We start from the raw sequence: 22,503 nt of genomic DNA, 5'->3' as shown, positions 1-22,503 counted from the left end.
ACGCCTGTCGCCAGGCTGAACAACCGGTTCAGAAAACCCGGCCGCCGACCCCGCCGTCCATCATGATCATGCCCGTGGACGCCGCGCCCTCGACCATTTCCTCGCGATACTCGGTGTAGGTCTCTTCGCGCATCATGGTCAGCACCTTCACGCCGGCGCCGTAGCGACGCAGCAGCGAACGCTCGTTGCACTGACGCGCCTGCTTTTCAGGACGGCATTCCAGACGCCCGCCCGCGCCGTGCCACAGGGCGTCGCCCTTGTTGCAGGCCACGGTCTCGCCCGGCGCGCCTTCGGCGTCGCTGATGGTCCACTGCAGCTTCGTGCCCGCCAGGCAGCGATACAGTTCGCCGTCATAGCTGTTGGCGACGTCGCGGCCCGGCGTCACCTGGGACGCGGGGTGCGGCACATTGCGGTCGTCGATGCAGACGGCCTGCAGCACGACCTGCTTTTCGATGCGGCGCGTGGCGGTGAAGGGCACGCGCACCGACTGCATCCCACCCTGGACGTTCAGGCCCTGGATGGTGGTCGGATAGGGCTGATCGACGTTGAAGTAAGCGCCGCCGCCGCCCGCGACGATGACCGTCGAGCCTGCTCGCGATCCGGCCCAGGCGCGCGCCGAGGCGTTGGCGCTGGCGTTCGCATTGACGTTCACGTTGACGTTCACATTGCCGCCGCCCGAGCCGCAGCACGGAGGGGGCGGAGGCGGCAGGCAGCCGCCGCCGGCGCACGGCGGCGTCACCGGCGGACGCGGCGGCAGACAGCCGCTGGGGCCGCACCCCCCGCCCGGCGGCGTCACCGGCGGGGTGATCGGCGGCGAAGGCGGCAAGATCGGAGGGTTGGGCGGCGGAGGCGGCAGGCAGCTCGAAGGCCCGCACTGCGCCGCAGCGGCGTCAGCGACCGCCATCAGCCCCACAAAGGCTACGGCGCCCGCCAGCATTTTCGTAATCCCTATCCGCATGGGATCGGACTCCTGCATTGATCGTCAGCAGGGGCGATGCAAGCGCCGGGCCGTTTCAAGCGTCCGACATTGGGCGGTTTCATCCCCCTTGAGGCGAGTTTGCGCCATTCCGCCTCGCCTAAGGGGCCGCCTGTCTCATTGTGAGCCGTGCCATTGTGGGGCGGCGGATCAGTCGAGACGTTTCAACCCGCCCGCATAACGACGCCAGTTCTGCACATAGTGCTGGGCCGAGAGACGCAGCGCCTCGATCTGCCCTTCTTCCAATTCCCGGACCACCTTGCCGGGTTGGCCCATGACCAGGCTGTTGTCGGGAATGACCTTGCCCTCGGTGATCAGGGCGTTGGCGCCGATCAGGCAGTTCTTCCCGATGCGCGCCCCGTTCAGAATGACCGCGCCGATGCCGATCAGGCTGTTGTCGCCGATCTCGCAGCCGTGCAGCATCACCTTATGCCCCACCGTCACCCCGGCGCCGATGGTCAGGGGAGAGCCGACGTCAGTATGCAGGATGCCGCCATCCTGAATATTCGTGTCAGCCCCGATGACGATGGGGTCGTTGTCGCCACGCAGCACGGCGTTGAACCAGATGCTGGCGCCCGGATGCAGAATCACGTTCCCTAGAACGGTTGCACTCGGCGCGATCCAGTATTCGCCCTCCGGCGGAAGCTGAGGCTTGCTGTCGCCCAGACTGTAAACACTCATCCGCACACCGCCTATTCTTCTCAAAATGAAGGCTTTAACCCTTCGGAAACCACGTTAGCATCAGACTGTTGATGCGATTCGGCAGGCTCCATTCGCCCCCGGATCCGAAGCCGGATCAAGCCCGGTCCGGTCAGACGCTGGAGAATGCGCTTGGCGTGTTCGCGACCAGTTCGGGGACGGCGACGCACCTGCTGCGGCGAAGACCCTGCGACCGTTCGGGACGGCTGCGCGACTTCGGCCCCCACCTCCCCCACCGACGACCGAGGCGAGACCCAGCCGGGCTCGCCTTTTTTCATGCCCTGGAGGCGTCCATGAGCAAACGATCGGCCATCAAGCGTCAGCTGCGCGAAGGCGTGCTGGATTCGCCCGAATTCATTCAGGACGCCAAGGTGCGGCGATTGCCCGCCCGCGTCGGCGGCTGGTCGCCCGTGCCGTCGAACGACGAGCGGGACCAGGGCTATATGAAGACGCTGAAGCCCAAGTCGGACGGCCAGGCCGAACTGATGGAGGCCGTCGATCACGCCAATCTGGTGCTGGCGCTGGGGCCGGCGGGCACGGGCAAGACCTATCTGGCCGTCGCCAAGGCGGTCGAGGCGCTGGAGGCGGGCAAGGTCGGCCGCATCGTCCTGAGCCGTCCCGCCGTCGAAGCCGGGGAATCGATCGGCTTCCTGCCTGGCGACATGGAGGACAAGCTGGCCCCCTACCTGCGGCCGCTCTACGACGCCCTGTCGGACCGTCTGTCCATGAAAAGGGTCAAGGCCCTGATGGCCGAGGGCCTGATCGAGATCGCCCCCATCGGCTATATGCGCGGCCGCACCCTGAACAACGCCTTCATCGTCGTGGATGAGGCGCAGAATTGCACCTACGTCCAGTTGAAGATGCTGCTGACCCGTCTGGGCTGGCACTCGACCATGGTGGTCACGGGCGACCCGCACCAGTCGGACCTGCTGCCGGGCGTATCGGGCCTGTCGGACATTGCCGACAGACTTGAAGCCGTGCCCGAAATAGCCGTCGTCCGACTGGCCGAACGCGACATCGTGCGTCACCCGCTGGTTGCCAGCATGATCGGAGTGCTGTGACCCTCGCCCTCCTCTGATGAGAGAAGGAAAAAATAGAGTCCAATTCGTCTGAATCGTCTGAAATCCCCTCTCGGCCCGGATGCAGTCTAGCACAGGCGCCGAGAGGGGATGGTCGATTGTGATTCAGCGACACCGTGCATCTCCGCTGGTGACGGGCATGATCGGGGTATTGTGCTCCTTGTCCATCTCCCCTTGCGGGAGAAGGTGGCAGGCGAAGCCTGACGGATGAGGGGTTGCGCGACGTCCGCCTCGCAGCCCTTCATTAGATTTCGGAGAGACCCCTCATCCGGCCCTGACGGGCCACCTTCTCCCACAAGGGGAGAAGGAAGAACGTCCTACGCCCTAACGGCCCGGCTGGCGTCGACGCCCAGCGCCGTCACGGCGGCGGCGGCGATGTGTTCGGCGTTCAGACCGGCCTGGGCGTACATGACCTCGGGCTTGTCCTGATCCTGGAAGATGTCAGGCAGGTGCAGGGTGCGAATCTTGAGCCCGCCGTCCAGCGCCCCCTTCTCGGCCAGCAACTGAAGCACGAAGGCGCCGAAGCCGCCCATGGCGCCCTCTTCCACCGTGATCAGCGCCTCATGCTCGCGCGCCAGACGCAGGATCAGGTCGGCGTCCAGCGGCTTGGCGAAGCGGGCGTCGGCGACGGTGGCCGAGACGCCCTTGGCGGCCAGCATGTCGGCGGCCTTCAGCGATTCCTGCAGGCGGGTGCCCAGCGACAGGATGGCGACCGATGTGCCTTCGCGGACGATGCGGCCCTTGCCGATCTCCAGCGGGGCGGCCAGTTCGGGGATGTCGACGCCCACGCCCTCGCCGCGCGGATAGCGGAAGGCGCTGGGGCGGTCGTCGATGGCCAGCGAGGTCGAGATCATCGCCGCCAGTTCAGCCTCGTCCGAGGCGGCCATCAGCACCATGCCCGGCAGAGCGCCCATATAGCCGATGTCGAACGAGCCCGCGTGGGTCGAGCCGTCGGCGCCCACCAGACCGGCACGGTCCATGGCGAAGCGCACCGGCAGGGACTGGATCGCCACATCGTGGACGACCTGGTCATAGCCGCGCTGCAGGAAGGTCGAATACAGGGCGCAGACCGGCTTCATCCCATCGGCGGCCAGACCGGCGGCGAAGGTGACGGCGTGCTGCTCGGCGATGCCGACGTCGAAGGTGCGATCCGGGAAGGCCTGTCCGAACAGGTCCAGCCCCGTGCCCGACGGCATGGCGGCGGTGATGGCCATAATGGTCGGGTCGGCCTGGGCGTGCTTGATCAGCTCGGTGCCGAACACCTTGGTGTAGCTGGGGGCGTTGGAGACGGCCTTGGCCTGCTTGCCCGAGACCACGTCGAACTTGACCACCGCGTGCAGCTTGTCGGCGCTGCTCTCGGCCGGGGCGTAGCCCTTGCCCTTCTGGGTGACGACGTGGACCAGCACCGGACGGTCGGTGATGGCCGCCGCATTCTTGAGGATGGGGACCAGATTCTCCATGTCGTGGCCGTCGATCGGCCCGACGTAGTAGAAGCCCAGCTCCTCGAACAGGGTGCCGCCGACGATCATGCCGCGGGCGTATTCCTCGGCCTTGCGCGCGGCGTCGCGGAAGGGGCGCGGCATGTGGTCGACGAACTTCTTCCCGACCTTGCGGATGTTCTGATAGGCGCCGCCCGAGACCTGTTTGGCCAGATAGGCGCTCATGCCGCCGACGGGCGGGGCGATCGACATGTCGTTGTCGTTCAGCACCACCATCAGTTGGCCGCTGGTGGCCTCGGCGGCGTTGTTCATCGCCTCATAGGCCATGCCCGCAGACATGGAGCCGTCGCCGATGACGGCCACGACCCGGTTGTTCCCGCCCTTGGCGTCCCGCGCGGCGGCGAAGCCCAGCGCCGCCGAGATGGAGGTCGAGGCGTGAGCCGCGCCGAAGGGGTCGTATTCGCTCTCGGAGCGCTTGGTGAAGCCCGACAGGCCGCCGCCCTGACGCAGGGTGCGCATCCGGTCGCGCCGCCCGGTCAGGATCTTGTGCGGATAGCACTGGTGGCCCACGTCCCAGATCAGGATGTCCTGCGGCGTCTCGAAGACGTGGTGCAGGGCGACCGTCAGTTCGACCACGCCCAGACCCGCGCCCAGGTGCCCGCCCGTCACCGACACGGCGTCGATGGTCTCAGCCCGCACCTCGTCCGCCAGCTGTTTCAGCTGGGCGATGTCGAAGCCCCGCGTGTCGGCGGGAAACTTGACGGTGTCGAGAAGCGGAGTGTGGGGCATGGGGATCGGGGGCCTTCAGACGACGGAGCGTCAACAGTAACCCGCTGAGGGCGGGCGCGTTTCCTATCAGGACCGGCGTTTAAGCACAAAGTCCACGCTGGCCTTGAGGATTTCGGCCTCATGACCGAACAGGTCAAGGTGCGAGCGAGCCTGATCGGCCAGATGCGCGACCCTCTGTCGCGCCGCATCGACGCCCAGCAGGGTGACGAAGTTGGTCTTGCCCAGGGCCGCGTCCTTGCCGCCCGCGGCCTTGCCCATTTCCTCGGCCGAACCTTCGGCGTCCAGAACATCGTCGACGATCTGATAGGCCAGGCCGATGTCGTGGGCGAAGCTGGTCAGGGCGTGCCAGGCCGCTTCGTTGGCGTCGGCGATGATCAGCGGGATCTCGAAGGCGTAGGCGAACAGGGCGCCGGTCTTCAGCCGCTGCATCCGGGCCACGCCGCCCAGATCGTCGCGCACCCCCATCAGATCGATCATCTGGCCGCCCGCCATGCCGCGCGCGCCCGACGCGAAGGACAGACGCCGCGCCAGTTCGCAGCGCACGGCCGCATCGTCGTGCGTGTCCTCGTCCAAGATGATGTCAAAGGCGGCCGTCTGAAGCGCATCGCCCGCCAGAATGGCCGTCGCCTCGTCATAGGCGATGTGCAGGGTCGGGCGGCCGCGACGCACGTCGTCGTCGTCCATCGCCGGCAGGTCGTCATGCACCAGAGAATAGGCGTGGACGCATTCCAGGGCGCAGGCGGCGCGCAGGGCCGCGCGCTCCTCGACCTCCAGCATCCGCCCCGCCTCGATGGCGAAGAAGGGACGCAGCCGCTTGCCCGGCCCCAGGGCGGCATAGCGCATGGCTTCGGTCAGGCGCGCTTCCGGTCCGTCGGCGCGCGGCAGCAACTGGTCCAGGGCGACGGTGACCAGATCGGCGATCTCGGCCACGCGGTCGATGACGGCCTGTTCCGGCGAATTGGCGGCGAGCATGGTCAAAACAGCCTCCCGCCCAGCGGCAGGTCGCGGTCGACGCCGGCCAGGACGACGTTCCCTTCCGCGTCCGGGAAGCCCAGCGTCAGCACCTCGGACATCACCGGCCCGATCTGGCGCGGCGGGAAGTTGACGACAGCGGCGACCTTGCGGCCGTGCAGCTCGTCCAGGGTGTAGTGATGGGTGATCTGGGCCGAGGACTTCTTGACGCCGATCGCCTCGCCGAAGTCGATGGTCAGCTTATAGGCGGGCTTGCGGGCCTCGGGGAACGGCTCGGCCTTGATGATCCGGCCGACGCGAACGTCCACCTTCATGAAGTCGTCGAAGCCGATCTGCGGCGCGATTGCGGAACCGGACATCAGCCGAACTCGGCCGGTTCGACGCCCTTGGCCTGACCGTCGGCGCCGACGACGATCTTCTCGACCCGCAGTTGGGCGGCCTTCAGCCGCGCCTCGCAGTGAGCCTTCAGCCGCGCGCCCTCTTCGTACAGGGCGATGGACTCCTCAAGCGGCGCCTGACCCGATTCCAGGCGCGAAACGATGCCCTCCAGACGCGACAGGGCGTCCTCGAAGCTGAGATCGGCGGGCACGGCGGGGGAAGCGGATGCGTCAGTCATGATGGGCGCAACCTAGAGAGGCAGGCGCGCCGCTTCAACGGCCTTCCTGACGCCGCGACGTCAGCGCTTCACGAAACGGCGCTGGGACCAGTATTTGAAGCCCTGGTTGTGGGCCAGACGCCAGCCGTGCGCCTTCAGCCGCTGGCCGACCATGTGGTTGAAATAGCCGTGCGCCAGCACCAGCACGTCATGGCCTTCCGAGGCGCGAGCGATCAGGACGCGCGCGGCCTGGTCGGCGCGGACCTCGGCCTCGGCGCGGGTCTCCTGGCCCTCGTGGTGGTTGAAGGCGTGCCACCAGATGCGCGAGATCACGCCCCAGTAGCGCGGCGACAGCTTGATCCAGGCCGGAAAATGCGGTGGCGGCAGGGGGGCCTCGATGAACAGGGCGTCAACCAGGACGTCGCGGCCCGGCGCGACGGCGCGGGCGGTTTCCTGCGCGCGCGGCCGGGTGGAGGCGTAGATCGCCCCGGCGCCCTCGGCCGTGCTCAGCAGGGCCTGGGGCGGCGTCTGACCCGCACGCAGGCCGCCGATCTCATAACGCCCCCACCAGTCGCGATACTGGTCCGAGGTGATCATGCATTTGCGCGACAGCGCCGGCTCGCCATGGCGCGCCAGGGTGATCGCGCCATAGGCGGTCTCCGACTCGGCGGAGCCGGCGGCCGCAACCGGCGTCTGAACTGCGGATTCGGAATGAGTCATGAGTGCAGGAGAAGTCATAGCACGGGGATCAGCCTGTGAAACCAAGGCCTTGGCGTCCCTTTACCTCCCCGATCCCAGCATTGGCGTGCGCCGCGAACAGCGCACCTTGGACAAAGGTGGTAGCTTCCGCCGCGCGCCCCTGCAACCACGCAAAGATGACGAGGTTGCAATGAACAGGGCGCGGAGCGTCCCGACGCGCCTTCACCCGGCCTCCGCGCGGCGCTATGCGTCGAAGAATGAGCGAACCCGTGATCCGTCCCGCCCGCCCCGATGACGCCGCCGCCCTGGCCGTGCTGGGACGCCAGACCTTCATCGACACCTTCGTCACCGGCTTCGGCATTCCCTATCCGACCGCCGACCTGACCATGTTCCTGGACGCCAGCTTCAACGCCGAGGCCATCACCAAGAAGCTGGCCGAGCCCGGCGCCGCCTGGTGGGTGGCCGAGCGCGACGGCGAACTGCTGGCCTTCGCCAACGCCGGGCCGAACACCTTGCCCCACCCCGACGGCCGCGCCAGCCACGCGGAGCTGCGCCGCCTCTACGTCGGCAAGCAGGCGCAAGGCCTGGGCCTCGGCACGCAACTGCTGAAGATCTCGCTGGACTGGATGGAGGCCCACTCCGACGGCCCCCTGTGGATCGGCGTCTGGAGCGGCAATCTGAAGGCGCAGAAGCTGTACGCCGCCTACGGCTTCGAGAAGGCGGGCGAGTATCAGTATCCGGTCGGCGCCTGGATGGACGACGAGTTCATCTTGCGGCGCGGCTAGGCCAGGCCCAGTCTTAAGCCCATGCTGCTGCCCTTCTTCACCGCCCTGCGCGAGGCCAAGGTGCCTGTGTCGCTCAAGGAATGGCTCCATCTGATGGAGGCAATGGACAAGGGCCTGGCGGGCCGCGACGTCGAAGCCTTCTACCACCTGTCGCGCGCCGTTCTGGTCAAGGACGAGAAGCACTACGACCGCTTCGATCAGGTTTTCGGCAAGGTGTTCAAGGGGCTGGAGGGCGTCAGCCCCGGCGAGGAGATCACCGCCGACATCCCCGAGGACTGGCTGCGCCTGCTGACCGAAAAATACCTGACCGACGAGCAGAAGGCCCAGATCGAGGCCCTCGGCGGTTTCGAGCAGCTGATGGAGACGCTGAAGCAACGGCTCGAGGAACAGAAGGAGCGCCATCAGGGCGGCAACCGCTGGATCGGCACGGGCGGAACCAGCCCCTTCGGCCACGGCGGCTACAACCCCGAGGGCGTCCGCATCGGCGGCCCCGGACGTCACGGCCGCGCGGTCAAGGTCTGGGAGAAGCGCGAGTACCGCAATCTGGACGACACGGTCGAACTGGGGACTCGCAACATCAAGGTGGCGCTGCGCCGCCTGCGCCGCTTCGCCCGCGAGGGCGCGGCCGAAGAACTGGACATCGACGGCACCATCGACGGCACGGCGCGTCAGGGCTGGCTGGACATCCAGATGCGGCCGGAGCGGCGCAACACCATCAAGGTGCTGTTGTTCCTCGACGTCGGCGGCTCGATGGACGGCCATATCCAGCTGTGTGAAGAGCTGTTCTCGGCCGCGCGGACCGAGTTCAAGAACCTGGAGTTCTTCTACTTCCACAACTGCCTCTACGAAGGGGTGTGGAAGGACAACCGACGCCGCCACAGCGAACGCATCCCCACCTGGGATCTGATCCACAAATACCCCGGCGACTGGCGCGCCATCTTCGTCGGCGACGCGACCATGTCGCCCTATGAAGTGACCATGCCCGGCGGCTCGGTCGAGCACTGGAACGAGGAAGCCGGCGCCGTCTGGCTGAAACGCGCCCGCGAACAGTGGGACAAGTCGGTCTGGCTGAACCCAGTGCCAGAGCGCCACTGGAGCTACACCCCCTCAGTCAGCCTGATCGGCGAGGTGATGGAGCACCGCATGTTCCCCCTGACGCTGGAAGGCCTGGAACGGGCGATGCGAACCCTGGCGCGCTAATCGACGCTGAGCGCGCCAAAGGCCGGCTGAATGCCCGCTGCGGTCTCTTGACGGAAGAAATAACGGCCGGGGTGAAGAAAGAACGTCGCCTCCGACGCGCCGGGCGGCAGCAGATAGTGATCCGACGGCGGGCCGGCCGTGGTTTCCGCCATCGACAGGGCCTGGATCAGCACCTGTTCGTCCAGCGGCGGAACCTTGATCGTCACGCGCCGCCGCTCGGGATCCGCCGCCAGCCACCCCGGGCGGCCCGCCACAGGCGTCATGCGCGGATGGAAGACCGACATATCCATTTTTCCGGCATAGTTGGGCGTGGCGATGCTCTCGCCATCTCTGGACACCACGATCGGGTTTTCGGGCGCAAAGCGCGCCAGGACGGCGGCTACGTGCGGCGCATCGTTCTGAGGCGCGATCGCGGGCCAGTTCCTCGACTGCTCAATCGTCAGCGGATCGATGCCCGTCTTGGCTTTCAGGCGCGCGGCGAACCACAGCCCGCCCCGTCCCTCAATCTCCATCGCATGACTGTAGCCGACGAAGGCGAAGACGCGCGCCGCAGAGTTAGTCGACAGGATGTTGGCGATCAGGTTGTCGGCCTGCGCCTCTTCACGCGCGGCGATCTGCGCGGCGCTGTCCGCGTCATCGGGCGCCCTTTGGTCGAAGCTCTGTTCATAGTCCGAAAAGCGGTAGCCGAGCCGGGCCGCCTCGCGCACCATCTCGGCGAAGACCGGATCGTGCGTGTAGTAGCCGTAGCTGGCCAGGAAGGGCGCGCCCTTCGTATAGGCGTCGACCCGGACAAGCGGCACAGGCTGAGGCGGGGTGAAGGTTTCGGCGGCGAACCAGTCGTAGCCCAGCGGGCGCAACGCACGCATCACCCGGGCGGCGAAGGCGCGATGTCCGGAAATGTTGTGCGCCTCGTTCAGGATGACAATGCGGGTGTTACGGGCCGCCTCGACGATGGCTTCGATCGCGTCACGCGCCACTGCGCCGTCCAAGTCGGGTGGAATCAGCGACGGCCGCGGAGGCCGCTCATCCAAGCCGACGGCCGTCGCCTCGTCCCCCAGGAAGGACGCGAACTGACTTAACATCTGTCGCGCCGCTTGATCACCCGCTTCAGCCTTGGCCTTCAGGTCGAGGTAGGTCGGCAAATAGCGACCTTCGGAGAAGAACTGGTCGTCGCTCGAAAGCGCTTCCTGCGCCAGGACGGACGCAGGAAGCCCCACGCTCAAACCCGCCGCTCCCAACAAGATCGATCGACGTGCCCACATCCGCTCTCCCCCTCGAGAAACTGACATTACAACGATACTAGAAAAGATTCCGGCGCGACTGTGGCGAAGCGTCCCTGAACAGAAGCGCTCCGTTCACACCCCGACAGCCTGACTTTCAAGAGTGAAAGCCGAATTGGTCAGAAGGCGCGCGTCACGCCGAAATTCACCTGGGTGTAGTCATAGGTGTAGCCACGGGCGACGGGGGTGTTGCTGTAGGTCAGGCCCGCTGTGAAGGCCCATTCGCGCACAGGGGGGCTGGTGACCTGAGCGTTGAAATAGCGGGCGTTGCGCCAGTCGCTGCCCGTTTCCTTCTGAGCGCCCAGGCCGCCGGCGATCACATAGCGCCAGCCGCCGTAGTAGCGGCGCACCTGCAGCACCGGCATGACCTCGACATAGTTCTTGGGCGAGAAATAGTCGTACTCGCCGGGGTCGCTGCTGTGGAAGTAGCGGGTGCGAAGTTGGGCGGACAGGCCCCATTCGGGCTTCAGCACATGGATGTAGTTGAGGCGCAGATGGGTGCGGACGTTGTCTCCCGTGAAATCCTGAACGCCCGCCATGACGGTGAAGTTGTTGCGATCATTGACCGGCAGGTCGAAGGCCCCGCCGAGGAACGTGTAGTAGAGCCCCTTCTCCAAGCCGAGCGGCGTTTCCAGAATCTCGCGCTCGATGAAGTATTCCTGGCGGAACCGGGCGTCGTTGTGAACGCTGACCGCGCCCAGGACGGTGTCGCCGTCCGTGCCGACCTGCCCCTTCCACGACCAGTCGCCGGTCTTGTCGGCGAAGCGCAGATAGACGCGCTGGTCCTCGGTCGACTTCTGGCCCAGCGGCTTGAAGCTGGCCGTCTCGATCCGCAGGCCGAGGTAGTCGTCCGGCCCCCTGTAGCGCCAGTCGAGGTTCACCCCCGCCTTGATGACGTCGGTGTTGTCGGCGTCGGTCGAGGCGAACAGGTCCGCGCCCACCGCGTAGCGCGGCAGGAAACCGGCCGCCACGCTGTCAGGATGCTCGGCGCGGGCGGTCTGCTGGGCCGTCTCCGGCGCGGACTGAGCCTGGGCGGAGGCCGCCGCCAGCAGAACGAGCGCCAGCGCGGCTCCCCCGGTCAGGGCGTTCATTTGGTGTCCCATTTCTTCCGCATCCCCAGCAGTTCGGCGCCATAGCCCCACACGCAGACCGGCTGCATCACCAGACTGTAGCCCAGGGCGTAGAAGAGAAATCCCCCGAAGTTGCGGCGCACCTTCAGTCCTTCGCTATGGAACATACGGCGCTGGATGCGGAAGATGAATATGTTCCACAGGGCCGCCAGCGGCAGCACCGCCAGCGTCAGCGGTCCGGCGATCCAGAAGATGCCGAACATCGCCAGCACCAAGCCGGGGATGAAGACGAAGGTGTAAACCAGATCCAGCGGCAGGAAGCACAGGTTCCACCAGATGAAGATGGTGGTCAGGCGTGGTTTGAGCAGCAGGCCGCCGTGCGCCTTGAACGCCTCGATCAGGCCGCGCGACCAGCGTTTGCGCTGCAAGGCGAACTGTTTGAAGCGCGTCGGCACATTGGTGAAGGCCAGGGCGTCCTCGGCGTAGCCGATGCGGTATCCCTTTTCGAGCAGGGCCCAGGACACGACGATGTCCTCGCCCACGCATTCGGGCCAGCCGCCGACCTGTTCCAGGGCCTCCCGCCGATAGAGGGAGAAGGCGCCCTGTGCGACCAGGGTGCCGTGATACATGGACTGCATCCGCTTCACGGCGGCGATGCCGTGGAAGTAGTCCCATTCCTGGGAACGGGTCAGGAAGTTCTCACGTGAGTTGCGCACCATGACGGCGCCGGCGATCGCCTGGGTGGAGGGCGGATCGGTCAGCAGACGCTCGACGATCTGGGCCAGGCCGTCCTCGCGCACCCAGGAATCGCCGTCGATGGTGACGATCAGGTCGTGGCGCGCCTCTTTCAGACCGCGGTTGAGCACCGCCGCCTTGCCCGCATTGACCGAATAGTCGAGCACGCGCACGGCGGCGTTGGGCGGAAAGTCCAATTCGGCGATCGCCCGGCGCGCGACCGCGACCGTGTCGTCGGTCGAACCGTCGTTGAGGATCAGAATCTCATAGGAACCGGGATAGGTCTGATGCGCCAGACTGGTGAGGGTGTCGCGAATGCCGGACGCCTCATTATAGGCGGCGACAAGAACGCTGACTGCCGGATAGGTCGTCGGGTGGATGCGCGGCGGCCTTCGATCGAACATCAGCGTGCCGAGCAGGAAGGCGTTCATGAACCCCGGCACATAGGCGATGAAGCCGATGGCGATGAGGGCGAAAACCCAGTTGCTCACACTCGCCAGATCCGCCAGCCAACGCTGCGAAAGCCAGACGCTGAGCGCCGTCCAGGCGATCGCCAAAGTCAGCGCCAGAATGAATTTTGCAGGAACCGGCAGGTACAATCGCCGGTAGGGATGCGACAGCCCGGTCGCGCCCTGCACGCCGACCATCGGCTCCGTGCTCGTCTCAGACACTCTATCGGACATCGCTGCCCCCGTGAACGCCTTGTGAATGACGATAGAAATTTTCGTTTTTGAACTTTACCGCTAACCGAAAGTAACCATCACTCGAATATTACACCGACCATATCGAATAAATCGTAAATTCTCTTATCAAGGGAGTAGCGGGCGTCATGAACAGACAACGCCCGCCTGGACGTCTTAGCCTCGCTCGCCCTTCAACGCGTCTTTCACGCCGCCGACGGCGTTCTGGATCTTGCCCGCCACCTGATCGGCGCGGCCTTCGGCTTTCAGCTTTTCATCGCCGGTCAGCTTGCCGGCGGCTTCCTTGAGCTTGCCGCCCATGTTCTTGGCGGCGCCTTCGATACGGTCGTGGTCGGGCATGGAGAGCTCCCTGTCTTTCGGATCGCCGGAACTGGCGCCCGTCAGGAAAACAACCCTTTTTCTCTAGCGAGGTTCCGAAGCGGAGGCTGCGGCATGACGATCACGCAACCAGCGCGCAACGGCCCAGCTGTGCGCCTCGTGCCGCAGGCTGAACAGGGCGCGCAGCGGCTCCAGCCAGACCAGCTCATGATCCGCTTCCTGCTTGGCCGAGGGGTCGGCGCCGGTCACATTGACGAGCCAGACGCCGCCGACGTTGTTGACCGGCGTGCCGTCCGACTTGAGGAAATACTGCGCCGCCTCGGTCAGGCGATCGACCGGCTGGATGATCAGGCCCGTCTCCTCGGCGAACTCGCGCGCCAAGGCCTGCTGCTCCGTCTCTTCGCCGTCCAGGGCGCCGCCGGGCAGATCGAAATAGGCGTGCCCGTCGCCGCGATCCACACGCACGCAGGCCAGACGGCCGTCACGCTCGGCGATGCCGAAGACGGCGGGACGGTGGATGTAATCGAGACCGGGACGGGTCGTACCGAACTGAAGCTTCATCGTGGGAGATTAACCCTGCCGCCTCGCCGGGCGAAACCCCCAAAGCGTCGTCAGAGATCAAACGCCAAAAGGGCGCGCACGCCGCGATGCGCCGGGTCCACCTCGATCGCCGAGCGCAGTCCGCCCGCCATGGCCGAGATGATCTTGGAGCCCAGGCCCGTCCCCTTGGGCAAACCGTCGCCCAGGCCGGGCCCGTCATCCTCGACCGTCAGCTGGGCGCGTCGCCCATCCTCCAGACGCCTCAGGATCACGCGGATCTCGCCCGCAGCATCCGGCTCATAGGCGTATTTGACGGCGTTGGTGACAAGCTCGGTCACGATGACGCCCAGGGACACGGCCTGATCGGTCGTCACCTGAAGAGGCTCAGCCTGCAGAGTCAGTCGCGGCCCGTCGCTGTCGGGGCCGATGGACTTGCCCAGCTCATCGACCAGACCGGCAAGATACTCGTCCATCTGAACCCGCTCGACATCGGCCGAGGTGTAGAGGCGGCGGTGGACATGGGCCACGGCCTCGATCCGCACCTGGGCCTCGCGCAGGGCGTCGCGCGCGCCCTCATCGGCCAGCTGGCGCAGTTGCAGGGAGATGAAGCTGGACACCAGTTGCAGCGAGTTGCCGACGCGATGGTTCACCTCGCGCAGCAAGGCCTCGGCGCGGTCGCGGGCCTGGCGCACTTCCTCGTGCGCCTCTTCGTTCTCGCGCTCCAGACGACGCCGCAGCAGCGCGTCCTCGAGAGCCGAACGCAGCAGGGCGGTGAAGTCCTCGGACACGTCCTTGATGACGTAATCGGCGGCCCCGGCGCGCAGGGCGGCGACGGCGATGCGGCCGTCCTGGGCCCCCGTCACATAGACCACCGGCGGCGGCGTCGGCAGTGCCAGGATGTCGGGCAGGACGTCCAGGCCCTCACGACCCGGCATGTAGTGGTCCAGGGCGCAGACATCGAACTGGCCCGCCTTCAGCACCTCATAGCCGCTGTCCGCATCGGGCGCGCAGATGACCTCATAGCCGTGGCGGCCGAGCTCCTTCTGGACCAGGCGGGACAAGCCGCGGTCATCGTCGATGTACAAGAGACGTATGGCGGCCCCCGGTTCCGTCACGGCGTCAGATCTCAGGCGCCTGCATGACCGACAGGAACAGGCCCAGCTGGCGGATGGCGCCCGCAAAGGCCTCGTAGTCCACCGGCTTGGTGATGTAGACGTTGCAGCCCAGATCGTAGCAGCGCTGGATTTCGATTTTGTCGTCGGTGGTGGTCAGCACGACCACGGGCGCGCGGCGCAGATTGTCGTCGGACTTGACCCGATCAAGGATGTCCGTGCCCGACATGTCCGGCAGATTCAGGTCCAGCAGGATCAACAGGGGGCCGGTGCGCCCCACCTCGTCGCTGAAAAGATAGTCGAGCGCCGCCTCGCCGTGATCGAAATGGACGATGTCGTTGGCGATGTTCGCCCGCCGGATGTTCTTCTCAATGAGCTTGGCGTGCCCATGATCGTCCTCGACCATGACGATCTTCACTGAGTGGCTCACAGGCGGTCTCCTTGGTAGTCACCCAGCATAGTCAGACGTTTCGGAAATTTCAGATGAAATGTCGACCCCTGGCCGAGTTCTGATTCGACGTCGATGGAGCCCCCGAGACGCCGCACGATGTTGCGCACGAAGGCCAGGCCCAGGCCCTCGCCCGGCGTGTCCTGCTTGCCCGAGCGACGGAACAGCTCGAAAATCCGCTCATGATCCTTGGGCGAGACGCCCCGGCCGTTGTCGCTGATGCGATACTCGAGCCAGCCGCCGGATGTCTCCTGCCCCTGTATCTCGACCCGGATGGGGCGGTCGGGCTGCTGATACTTCACCGCATTGTCGATCAGATTGCCGAAGATCTGCTCGACCGCCAGACGATCGCTCTCCAGCATCGGCAACTCGCCCACCACGATCTCGCCGCCTGTTTCGGCGACCTGATGATGAACCGTATCGGCGATGCCCTTGGCCATGGCCGTCATGTCCAGCCGCTCCGACGCCAGGGCGCGGCGCCCTTCGCGCGACAGACGCAGGATGGCGTTGATCAGCCGATCCATCTTGGCCGTCGAGGTGCGGATGAAGCCGACAGCCTCGGGGGCGTCCTCACGCACGGCGCGCACGGCCTCGGGGTCCACCAGACCAGGGTGCGCCGTCTCGACCGCCGCCAGTTGCTCGTCCAGCTGTTTGGCGACCTGCTCCAACTCAGACGTGTAGCCCATGACGTTGACCAGGGGCGCACGCAGATCGTGGCTGACGATATAGGCGAAACGCTGGATCTCTTCGTTGGCGCGGGTCAGTTCGGCGGTGCGATCGCGCACCTCGTTCTCCAGACCGGCGTTGACCCGGTCCAGTTCGAAATGCGCGGCCTCGATCTCGGCCACATAGCGTCGCACCAGCCAGACGCTGATCCCCGCCAGCACCAGGATCAGCACCCCGGCCAGAGCGTTGACCGCCACGGTCACCGCCTGGGCCCATTCCGACTGGCGGGTGCGTTCGGCCAGGCGTTTCGCTTCAATGGCGTCGATGGCGGCCAGCTCGACGCGCATGGCGTCCATCAGAGCCTTGCCCTGACCGCCGCGAATGCGCGAAACGGCCTCGCCGATACGGCCCGTGCGGGTCAGGTTGACGGTTTCATCCATCAGAGCCAGCCGGTCCCGCGCCATCTGCTTGACCTTGACCACGCGCGCCGAGGATTCAGCGTCGCCCTCAACCAGGGCTTCCAGCCGAGCGATCACGGCCGGCAACTTGGCGACCGCGTTGTCGTGCACGCCCAGATACTCGGTCCGCGCCGTCAACATGAAGCCGCGCTGCCCCGTCTCGGCGTCGGTCAGAAGCATCAGCGTGTCCTTGGCCGCCAGGCGCACCTGCTGGCTGTGGTCCACGGTGTCGTTGTAGTTGGAAGTCCGCTGGATCATCACCAGCGTCGCCGTATTGACGGCCAGCAGCAGCAGCAGCGCCAGGGCCAGAAGGGCGATGATCGAGCGACTGAGGGTCGGGGTGCGCAGGAAGGTTCCGAAGGTGCGCAGGGCCGGCCGAATGCGTTTCATGCCGCGAACCTTATTCGCCGTCGAAGCCGTGTCCAGCCCCTACCACGCCGCGACCTAGACTGATCCCACCGTCCTGAGGCGAGCCTTGGGATGAATCTCATTTTGGCTCATCACCACCGTCTGACCGCGGAAGCGTTCGATGATGGAGCGGACGTAGGGGCGCACCTGCGGCCCGGTCAGCAAGACCGGGTTCTCGCCCGTCATGGCGGCGCGCTCGAACACGTCGCGGACGGCGCGGATGAAATCCTGAAGCTTGCTGGGCGCCATGGCCAGTTGCTTGTCCTCGCCAGGGCCGATCAGGCTCTCGGCGAAGGCCTGCTCCCATTCGGGCGACAGGGTGACGATGGGCAGGGCGCCGTCGTCGGCCTTGTGCTGCCAGCACAGCTGACGCGCCAGACGGCCGCGCACGTGCTCGACCAGGGTGGCGACGCTGGTGGTGTGCGGCGCCGCCTCTGCCAGACCTTCCAGAATGGCGGGCAGGTCGCGGATCGACACCTTCTCGCGCAGCAGGGCCTGAAGCACGCGCTGAAGCGTGGTCACGGTGACGACAGAGGGGATCAACTCCTCGACCAGCTTCTGCTCCTCGCCCTTCAGCTCCTTCAGCAGCTTCTGCACCTCGGCGTAGGAGAGCAGCTCGGCCATGTTCTCCTTGAGGATTTCGGTCAGGTGCGTCGTCAGCACCGTCGAGGGGTCGACGATGGTGTAGCCGCGGAAGGTCGCCTCTTCGCGCAGGGAATCGTCGATCCAGGTCGCGGGCAAGCCGAAGGCGGGCTCGCGCGTATGCTCGCCGGGCAATTCGACCTGACGACCCGCCGGATCCATCGCCATCAGGGAGCCGAGGCGCACCTCGCCCGAACCGGCGTCCATCTCCTTGATGCGGATGGCGTAGCCCTGATTGGACAGGCGCATGTTGTCGAGGATGCGCACGCTGGGCATGACGAAGCCGTACTCCTGGGCCAGCGAGCGGCGCAGGGCGCGGATCTGATCGGTCAGGCGGCGGCCTTCCAGATCATTGATCAGGGCCAACAGGGCGTAGCCCAGCTCGATCTTCACCTCGTCGATGGTCAGGGCGGTGGAGATCGGCTCCTCCACGTCTTCCTTCGGCTTCAGGTTCACCGGCTCGGCGGGCGGCGGCTTCAGCCGGTCGCGGCCCAGCTTCCACGCCATGAAGCCCGTCCCCAGCGCCAGCGCCGCGAACGGCAGCAGCGGCATGCCCGGGATCAGGCCGATCAGTCCCGCCGTGCCCGACACCACGCCCAGCGACACCGGATTGCTGGCCAACTGGGCGACGAAGGCCTTGTCGGCCGAACCCTCGACCCCCGCCTTGGTCACGAGGAAACCCGCCGCAACCGAAACGATGATGGCCGGAATCTGCGTCACCAGGCCGTCGCCGACGGTCAGCTGGACATAGGTGTTGGCCGCCTCCATGGCGGGCATGCCGTGCTGCACCACGCCGATCAGCAGGCCGCCGATGGCGTTGATGAAGGTGATGATCAGGCCCGCAACGGCGTCGCCGCGCACGAATTTGGAGGCGCCGTCCATGGCCCCGAAGAAGGTCGATTCCTGCTCCAGCTCCTTGCGGCGCAGCTTGGCCTGATCCTCGTTGATCAGACCCGCCGACAGGTCGGCGTCGATGGCCATCTGCTTGCCCGGCATGGAGTCCAGGGTGAAGCGGGCAGAGACCTCGGCGATACGGGTCGCGCCCTTGGTGATGACCACGAAGTTCACCACCAGCAGGATGGCGAAGATGATCACCCCGATGATGAAGTTGCCCCCCATCATCAGCTCGCCGAAGGCCTGGATGATCTTGCCCGCGCTGTCGTGGCCTTCCTGACCGTTGCTGAGGATCAGCCGCGTCGAGGCCAGGTTCAGCCCCAGACGGAACAGGGTCGAGACCAGCAGCACCGTGGGAAAGATGGCGAAGTCCAGCGGCCGCTTCATCATCACGGCCGTCATCAGGATCAGCACGCTGGACACCAGGGAGATCGCCAGCAGCAGATCCAGAAGCATCTTCGGGATCGGCAGGATCAAGAGCATGATGACGGCGATGACGCCGACCGCCATGCCGACCTCGCCGCGCATCAGCCAGCCGAGCGCGTCACGCCCCGTGGGGCGCGCCATGCCGTCCTTCATCAGGATGGGCGCGTCAGCCATGACGACGTGCGAAGCTCATGCCGCCTGATGACAGGATTCGGCGGCCCTCAGCCATGCCCCAGCGCCTTGAGCGCCTGCCGGGTCGCATCGGCGATGACCGCCTCGCGCTGGGCGTCGGTCGAATCCTTCGTGGCGCGGAAATAGATCGCGATGGCGATGGGCGCCGCATTCGGCGGCAGGATCAGGCCGATGTCGTTGACGGGGCCATAGCCGCCGGTGCCGGTCTTGTGCGCCACGGTCCAGCCCGCCGGGACACCCGCCTTGATCCGCCCCTGCCCCGTCGGCGTATCGACCAGCCAGCGCATCAACAGGGTCTTGGACGCCGGGCTCAGCGGCGTATCGGCGGCGACCAGCAGGCGCTGGATGTTCCGCACCGACTGATCGGGCGTGATGGTGTCCTTGTCGCCGTCCTGGCGATTCATCTCGGGCTCGAGGCGATCGACGCGGGTGCTGTCGTCGCCGATGCCGCGATAGAAGGCGCGCAAGGCCTCCAGCCCGCCCATTTCACGGATCAGGATGTTGGCGGCGGGATTGTCGCTGACTTCGACCGTGCCCTTCATCAACTGCTCGATCGTCAGGGTCGAACCGACCGCCGGTTGCGTGACCGGGGCGTGGCTGATCATGTCGGCTTGCGTCACCGGGATCGCCCGGTCCAGCCGCTCCTGCCCCGCCTGGACGCGCAGCAGGGTCGCCGCCGCCAGATACATCTTGAAGGTCGAGCAATAGACGAACCGCTCGTCGCCGCGCCAGGCGGCGCTCCGGCCCTCGGTCGCGACCGACACGCCCAGACGACCGCCATGGCGCGCCTCCAGCGCCGACAGGTCGAGGTCGAGCATGGCGGGTTCAGCCGCCGCAGGCTCCGTCGCACGCGCGCAAGCGCCCAGGGCGAGGGCGCCCGCGCCGATCAGCAGGGTGCGGCGGTCGGCGCGCATCGGATCAGCCCGCCGCGCCGTAGGCGGCCGCGACGCCCGACTGGGGCGCCGGGATCGGCGTGCCTGCGTCAGCGTATTCGTTCAGCTTGTTGCGCAGAGTGCGGATCGAGATGCCCAGGATGGTCGCCGCATGGGTGCGGTTGCCCAGGCAGTGGCTGAGCGTGTCCAGGATCAGGGCCTTCTCCATCTCGGCCACCGTCTGACCGACGAAGCTGCGGGTCACGGCGTCGGCGACCTGGGCCGCCTGACCGGCCACGCCGGCGTCATAGGCCGAAGCGGCGGGCGTCGCGCCCCCCTCCCCCCCGCCCAGCAGCGGGCGGCCGTCCGGCAGGCGGATGGCGTCGACGTCGATCTCGGCGCCCGCCACCAGCAGGACGGCGCGGTGCATGGCGTTTTCCAGCTCGCGCACGTTGCCGGGCCAGCGGTGGGCGACCAGGGCGCGCTTGGCCTCGGAGCCGATAGCGCGCGGCGGCACGCCGTTGGCGGCGGCGTATTTCTTGACGAAGTGGTCCGCCAACACGGCGATGTCGCCGGGGCGTTCGCGCAAGGACGGCAGGCGCAGGTTCACCACGTTCAGCCGGTACAGCAGGTCTTCGCGGAACGTCCCCTCGGCCACGGCCTTGGCCAGGTCGCGGTTGGAGGTGGCGATGATGCGGATGTTCACCGGCACCGGCTTGGCGCCGCCGACGCGGTCGATCACCCGCTCCTGAATGGCGCGCAACAGCTTGGCCTGCAGACGCGCGTCCATCTCGCTGATTTCGTCCAACAGAAGCGTGCCGCCGTCGGCCTCTTCGAACTTGCCGATGCGGCGCGCCACGGCGCCGGTGAAGGCGCCCTTCTCGTGACCGAACAGCTCGGATTCCAGCAGGTTGTCGGGGATGGCGGCGCAGTTGACGCTGATGAAGGCCTTGTCGGCGCGGCGCGAGTGGGTGTGCAGATAGCGCGCCATCACCTCCTTACCCACGCCGCTTTCGCCGGTGATCAGGATGGAGGCCTCCGAACGCGCCACCTGATCGGCCAGCTGGATGACGTGCTTCATCGCCGGATCGGCCGAGATCATCGGCCGTTCGTCGTCGGCCACGGCGGACAGGACGGCGGCGATCAGATCCGCCTCGGGCGGCAGGGGGATGAACTCCTTGGCCCCGGCGCGGATGGCGTCGGCCGCCTCGCGCGCGTCAGCGTCGACGCCGCAGGCCACGACCGGCACATGGATGCGCTCGGCGTCATTGGCGGCGATCAGGGCGGCGATATCGATGCGATAGTCGACCATCAGCAGGTCCGCGCCCTGCCCCCGGCGCAGTTGCTCGGTCGCCTGATCGGCGCGCTCGACGTGCTGGACCTTGGCGCCGTGCGCCATGGCCATCTTCACCGCCGTCGCCAGTTGGCCGCTTAAACGACCCACCACCAGAAGACGCATCGCCCTACTCCTTCAAAATCCTGTCCGTGACGGGGCGGCCGATCAGGCGCCCTTGTCCTCGGTCTTGATGATTTCCGTCATGGTCACGCCCAGACGGTCCTCGACGACAACGACCTCGCCGCGCGCCACCAGGCGGTTGTTGACGAAGATGTCGATCGCCTCGCCGACCTTGCGGTCCAGCTCCAGCACCGAACCCTTGTTGAGCTTCAGCAGCTGGGCCACCGACATATTGGCCTTGCCCAGCACAGCCGAGATGTTGACCGGCACGTCGAAGACGGGCGCCAGGTCGACGGCGGACTTCTCGCCGCCCTCGTCGGCCAGGTTCAGGGCGGTGGACTCGCCGAATTCCTCAAGCGAAAGATCGTCGGTGGCCATCAGAAGCCCCTTCTGTCATGAGCGCCGCCTTCGAGGGGCGGCTCGGCGTGGCCGGCTTCGGCGGCCAGGGCGGCGTTGAGCGCGGCGACCACACGGGCCTCGGCTTCGGCCGGATCGAATTCAGCGCGGCCGTCGGCCCATTCCAGGGCGAAGGCGGCGGCGGGCAGGTGCGGCTCGTCGCGGAACACCACCAGTCCCGAGAAACCGGCCTGGGCGCACAGGGCCTCGATCTGGGCGCGGCCTTCGTCATCCAGCCCCGAGGCGCGAACCAGAAGGCGCGGCGTCGCGTCCATCTCCTGTCCCAGGGCCTCGATGGCGGCCTCGAGCGGACGGCGCGGAAAACGATCGAAGGCGGCTGAACCGATGACCCGCGCGGCGGCCAACGCCAGTTCGGCGGATTCGCGACGGTGCGACTCGGCCACGCCGCGCAACAGGGTCGCGGCCTGCGCCGTCGACTGGGCCACGATCGACAAGGCGTCGGCGCGCAGGGCCTCGACCTCGGCCAGGGCCTGCTGACGGGCCTCCAGCCGGGCCTGGGCGACCAGGGCTTCGACCTCGGCGGGGGCGAAGGATCGTTTGGCCGGCTGCCAGGTCGAGGCGCGCAGCACGGCGCCGTCGGCCCCGAACTCGGTGTCGAAAGCGAAGGGGACGGCGTTGGCGGGTTGGGCGCTCAT

23 protein-coding genes are annotated in these 22,503 nt (G+C 66.8%); 3 read left to right on the top strand and 20 right to left on the bottom strand.

The features are described 5' to 3' along the window. Positions 1-28: 28 nt before the first annotated feature. Together BJP32_RS07920 and BJP32_RS07915 are read right to left on the bottom strand one after the other, a co-directional pair. Positions 29-958, bottom strand: coding sequence for a hypothetical protein (locus tag BJP32_RS07920; RefSeq protein WP_223850948.1), 930 nt, complete (start codon positions 956-958; stop codon positions 29-31). A gap of 168 nt (positions 959-1,126) precedes the next feature. Then, positions 1,127-1,657 (bottom strand): gamma carbonic anhydrase family protein, encoded by a 531-nt coding sequence (locus BJP32_RS07915; RefSeq protein ID WP_046651606.1) that lies wholly within the window; start codon positions 1,655-1,657, stop codon positions 1,127-1,129. 299 nt (positions 1,658-1,956) lie between these two features. On the opposite strand from BJP32_RS07915, the gene BJP32_RS07910 reads away from it, so the two are divergent. Then, entirely contained in the window at positions 1,957-2,736 is a 780-nt protein-coding gene (locus BJP32_RS07910) for a PhoH family protein (protein WP_088412108.1), read from the top strand. 335 nt (positions 2,737-3,071) lie between these two features. Here the strand turns inward: BJP32_RS07910 and dxs are convergent, their stop codons facing one another. The 5 genes from dxs to BJP32_RS07885 all read right to left on the bottom strand — a co-directional run bounded on the left by dxs (position 3,072) and on the right by BJP32_RS07885 (position 7,269). Next, the gene (gene dxs / locus BJP32_RS07905) at positions 3,072-4,982 is read right to left on the bottom strand and encodes a 1-deoxy-D-xylulose-5-phosphate synthase (RefSeq protein WP_046651607.1); all 1,911 of its coding nucleotides are present in this window, start codon (positions 4,980-4,982) and stop codon (positions 3,072-3,074) included. Between the two features lie 66 nt (positions 4,983-5,048). After that, complete coding sequence (locus tag BJP32_RS07900) at positions 5,049-5,954, bottom strand: polyprenyl synthetase family protein (protein ID WP_046651608.1); 906 nt, start codon at positions 5,952-5,954, stop codon at positions 5,049-5,051. 2 nt (positions 5,955-5,956) lie between these two features. Then, positions 5,957-6,313: a tRNA-binding protein gene (locus tag BJP32_RS07895; RefSeq protein ID WP_046651610.1), complete on the bottom strand. Its 357-nt coding sequence runs from the start codon at positions 6,311-6,313 to the stop codon at positions 5,957-5,959. Continuing rightward, positions 6,313-6,570, bottom strand: coding sequence for an exodeoxyribonuclease VII small subunit (locus BJP32_RS07890; protein ID WP_040344421.1), 258 nt, complete (start codon positions 6,568-6,570; stop codon positions 6,313-6,315). Before BJP32_RS07890 ends, BJP32_RS07895 begins: the two co-directional genes overlap by 1 nt. A 60-nt stretch (positions 6,571-6,630) precedes the next feature. Continuing rightward, complete coding sequence (locus BJP32_RS07885) at positions 6,631-7,269, bottom strand: histidine phosphatase family protein (RefSeq protein WP_003163512.1); 639 nt, start codon at positions 7,267-7,269, stop codon at positions 6,631-6,633. Between the two features lie 236 nt (positions 7,270-7,505). On the opposite strand from BJP32_RS07885, the gene BJP32_RS07880 reads away from it, so the two are divergent. Together BJP32_RS07880 and BJP32_RS07875 are read left to right on the top strand one after the other, a co-directional pair. Further along, positions 7,506-8,033 carry a GNAT family N-acetyltransferase gene (locus tag BJP32_RS07880; RefSeq protein WP_046651611.1) on the top strand — a complete coding sequence of 176 codons (528 nt, stop codon included), beginning with the start codon at positions 7,506-7,508 and terminating at the stop codon, positions 8,031-8,033. Between the two features lie 21 nt (positions 8,034-8,054). After that, positions 8,055-9,233: a VWA domain-containing protein gene (locus BJP32_RS07875; protein WP_046651612.1), complete on the top strand. Its 1,179-nt coding sequence runs from the start codon at positions 8,055-8,057 to the stop codon at positions 9,231-9,233. Here BJP32_RS07875 and BJP32_RS07870 read toward each other — a convergent pair. The 13 genes from BJP32_RS07870 to BJP32_RS07810 form a co-directional block, all read right to left on the bottom strand. Continuing rightward, the gene (locus BJP32_RS07870) at positions 9,230-10,450 is read right to left on the bottom strand and encodes a hypothetical protein (protein WP_083673935.1); all 1,221 of its coding nucleotides are present in this window, start codon (positions 10,448-10,450) and stop codon (positions 9,230-9,232) included. The genes BJP32_RS07875 and BJP32_RS07870 overlap by 4 nt on opposite strands. A gap of 182 nt (positions 10,451-10,632) precedes the next feature. Beyond that, positions 10,633-11,604 carry a hypothetical protein gene (locus BJP32_RS07865; protein ID WP_046651614.1) on the bottom strand — a complete coding sequence of 324 codons (972 nt, stop codon included), beginning with the start codon at positions 11,602-11,604 and terminating at the stop codon, positions 10,633-10,635. Then, a complete protein-coding gene (locus BJP32_RS07860; RefSeq protein WP_198935267.1) occupies positions 11,601-13,001 on the bottom strand; it encodes a glycosyltransferase family 2 protein in 1,401 nt (466 codons plus the stop codon). Before BJP32_RS07860 ends, BJP32_RS07865 begins: the two co-directional genes overlap by 4 nt. A 174-nt stretch (positions 13,002-13,175) precedes the next feature. Beyond that, positions 13,176-13,358, bottom strand: a complete 183-nt coding sequence (locus BJP32_RS07855; protein ID WP_046651615.1) for a CsbD family protein — start codon at positions 13,356-13,358, stop codon at positions 13,176-13,178. A gap of 63 nt (positions 13,359-13,421) precedes the next feature. Further along, positions 13,422-13,898: an NUDIX domain-containing protein gene (locus BJP32_RS07850; protein WP_046651616.1), complete on the bottom strand. Its 477-nt coding sequence runs from the start codon at positions 13,896-13,898 to the stop codon at positions 13,422-13,424. A 50-nt stretch (positions 13,899-13,948) separates the two neighbouring features. Next, positions 13,949-14,992, bottom strand: coding sequence for a sensor histidine kinase (locus BJP32_RS07845; protein WP_255370625.1), 1,044 nt, complete (start codon positions 14,990-14,992; stop codon positions 13,949-13,951). Between the two features lie 4 nt (positions 14,993-14,996). Further along, positions 14,997-15,395 carry a response regulator gene (locus BJP32_RS07840; protein ID WP_046651841.1) on the bottom strand — a complete coding sequence of 133 codons (399 nt, stop codon included), beginning with the start codon at positions 15,393-15,395 and terminating at the stop codon, positions 14,997-14,999. A 20-nt stretch (positions 15,396-15,415) separates the two neighbouring features. Further along, positions 15,416-16,951, bottom strand: coding sequence for a CHASE3 domain-containing protein (locus BJP32_RS07835; RefSeq protein WP_046651617.1), 1,536 nt, complete (start codon positions 16,949-16,951; stop codon positions 15,416-15,418). A 54-nt stretch (positions 16,952-17,005) separates the two neighbouring features. Next, positions 17,006-19,105 carry a flagellar biosynthesis protein FlhA gene (flhA, locus tag BJP32_RS07830; protein WP_076223541.1) on the bottom strand — a complete coding sequence of 700 codons (2,100 nt, stop codon included), beginning with the start codon at positions 19,103-19,105 and terminating at the stop codon, positions 17,006-17,008. Between the two features lie 47 nt (positions 19,106-19,152). Continuing rightward, the gene (gene bla / locus BJP32_RS07825) at positions 19,153-20,037 is read right to left on the bottom strand and encodes a class A beta-lactamase (protein WP_076223540.1); all 885 of its coding nucleotides are present in this window, start codon (positions 20,035-20,037) and stop codon (positions 19,153-19,155) included. Positions 20,038-20,041: 4 nt separating this feature from the next. After that, complete coding sequence (locus BJP32_RS07820) at positions 20,042-21,454, bottom strand: sigma-54-dependent Fis family transcriptional regulator (RefSeq protein ID WP_076223539.1); 1,413 nt, start codon at positions 21,452-21,454, stop codon at positions 20,042-20,044. A 42-nt stretch (positions 21,455-21,496) separates the two neighbouring features. Continuing rightward, a complete protein-coding gene (gene fliN / locus BJP32_RS07815) occupies positions 21,497-21,829 on the bottom strand; it encodes a flagellar motor switch protein FliN (RefSeq protein WP_003163531.1) in 333 nt (110 codons plus the stop codon). Continuing rightward, entirely contained in the window at positions 21,829-22,503 is a 675-nt protein-coding gene (locus tag BJP32_RS07810) for a hypothetical protein (RefSeq protein ID WP_003163532.1), read from the bottom strand. Before BJP32_RS07810 ends, fliN begins: the two co-directional genes overlap by 1 nt.

It is taken from the genome of Brevundimonas sp. ZS04 (genome assembly GCF_001956865.1).
In the GTDB taxonomy this organism is placed as follows: Bacteria; Pseudomonadota; Alphaproteobacteria; order Caulobacterales; family Caulobacteraceae; genus Brevundimonas; species Brevundimonas diminuta.
The sequence above is the reverse complement of the archived record's forward strand: the minus strand, read 5'-3'. Positions and strand labels throughout refer to the sequence as shown.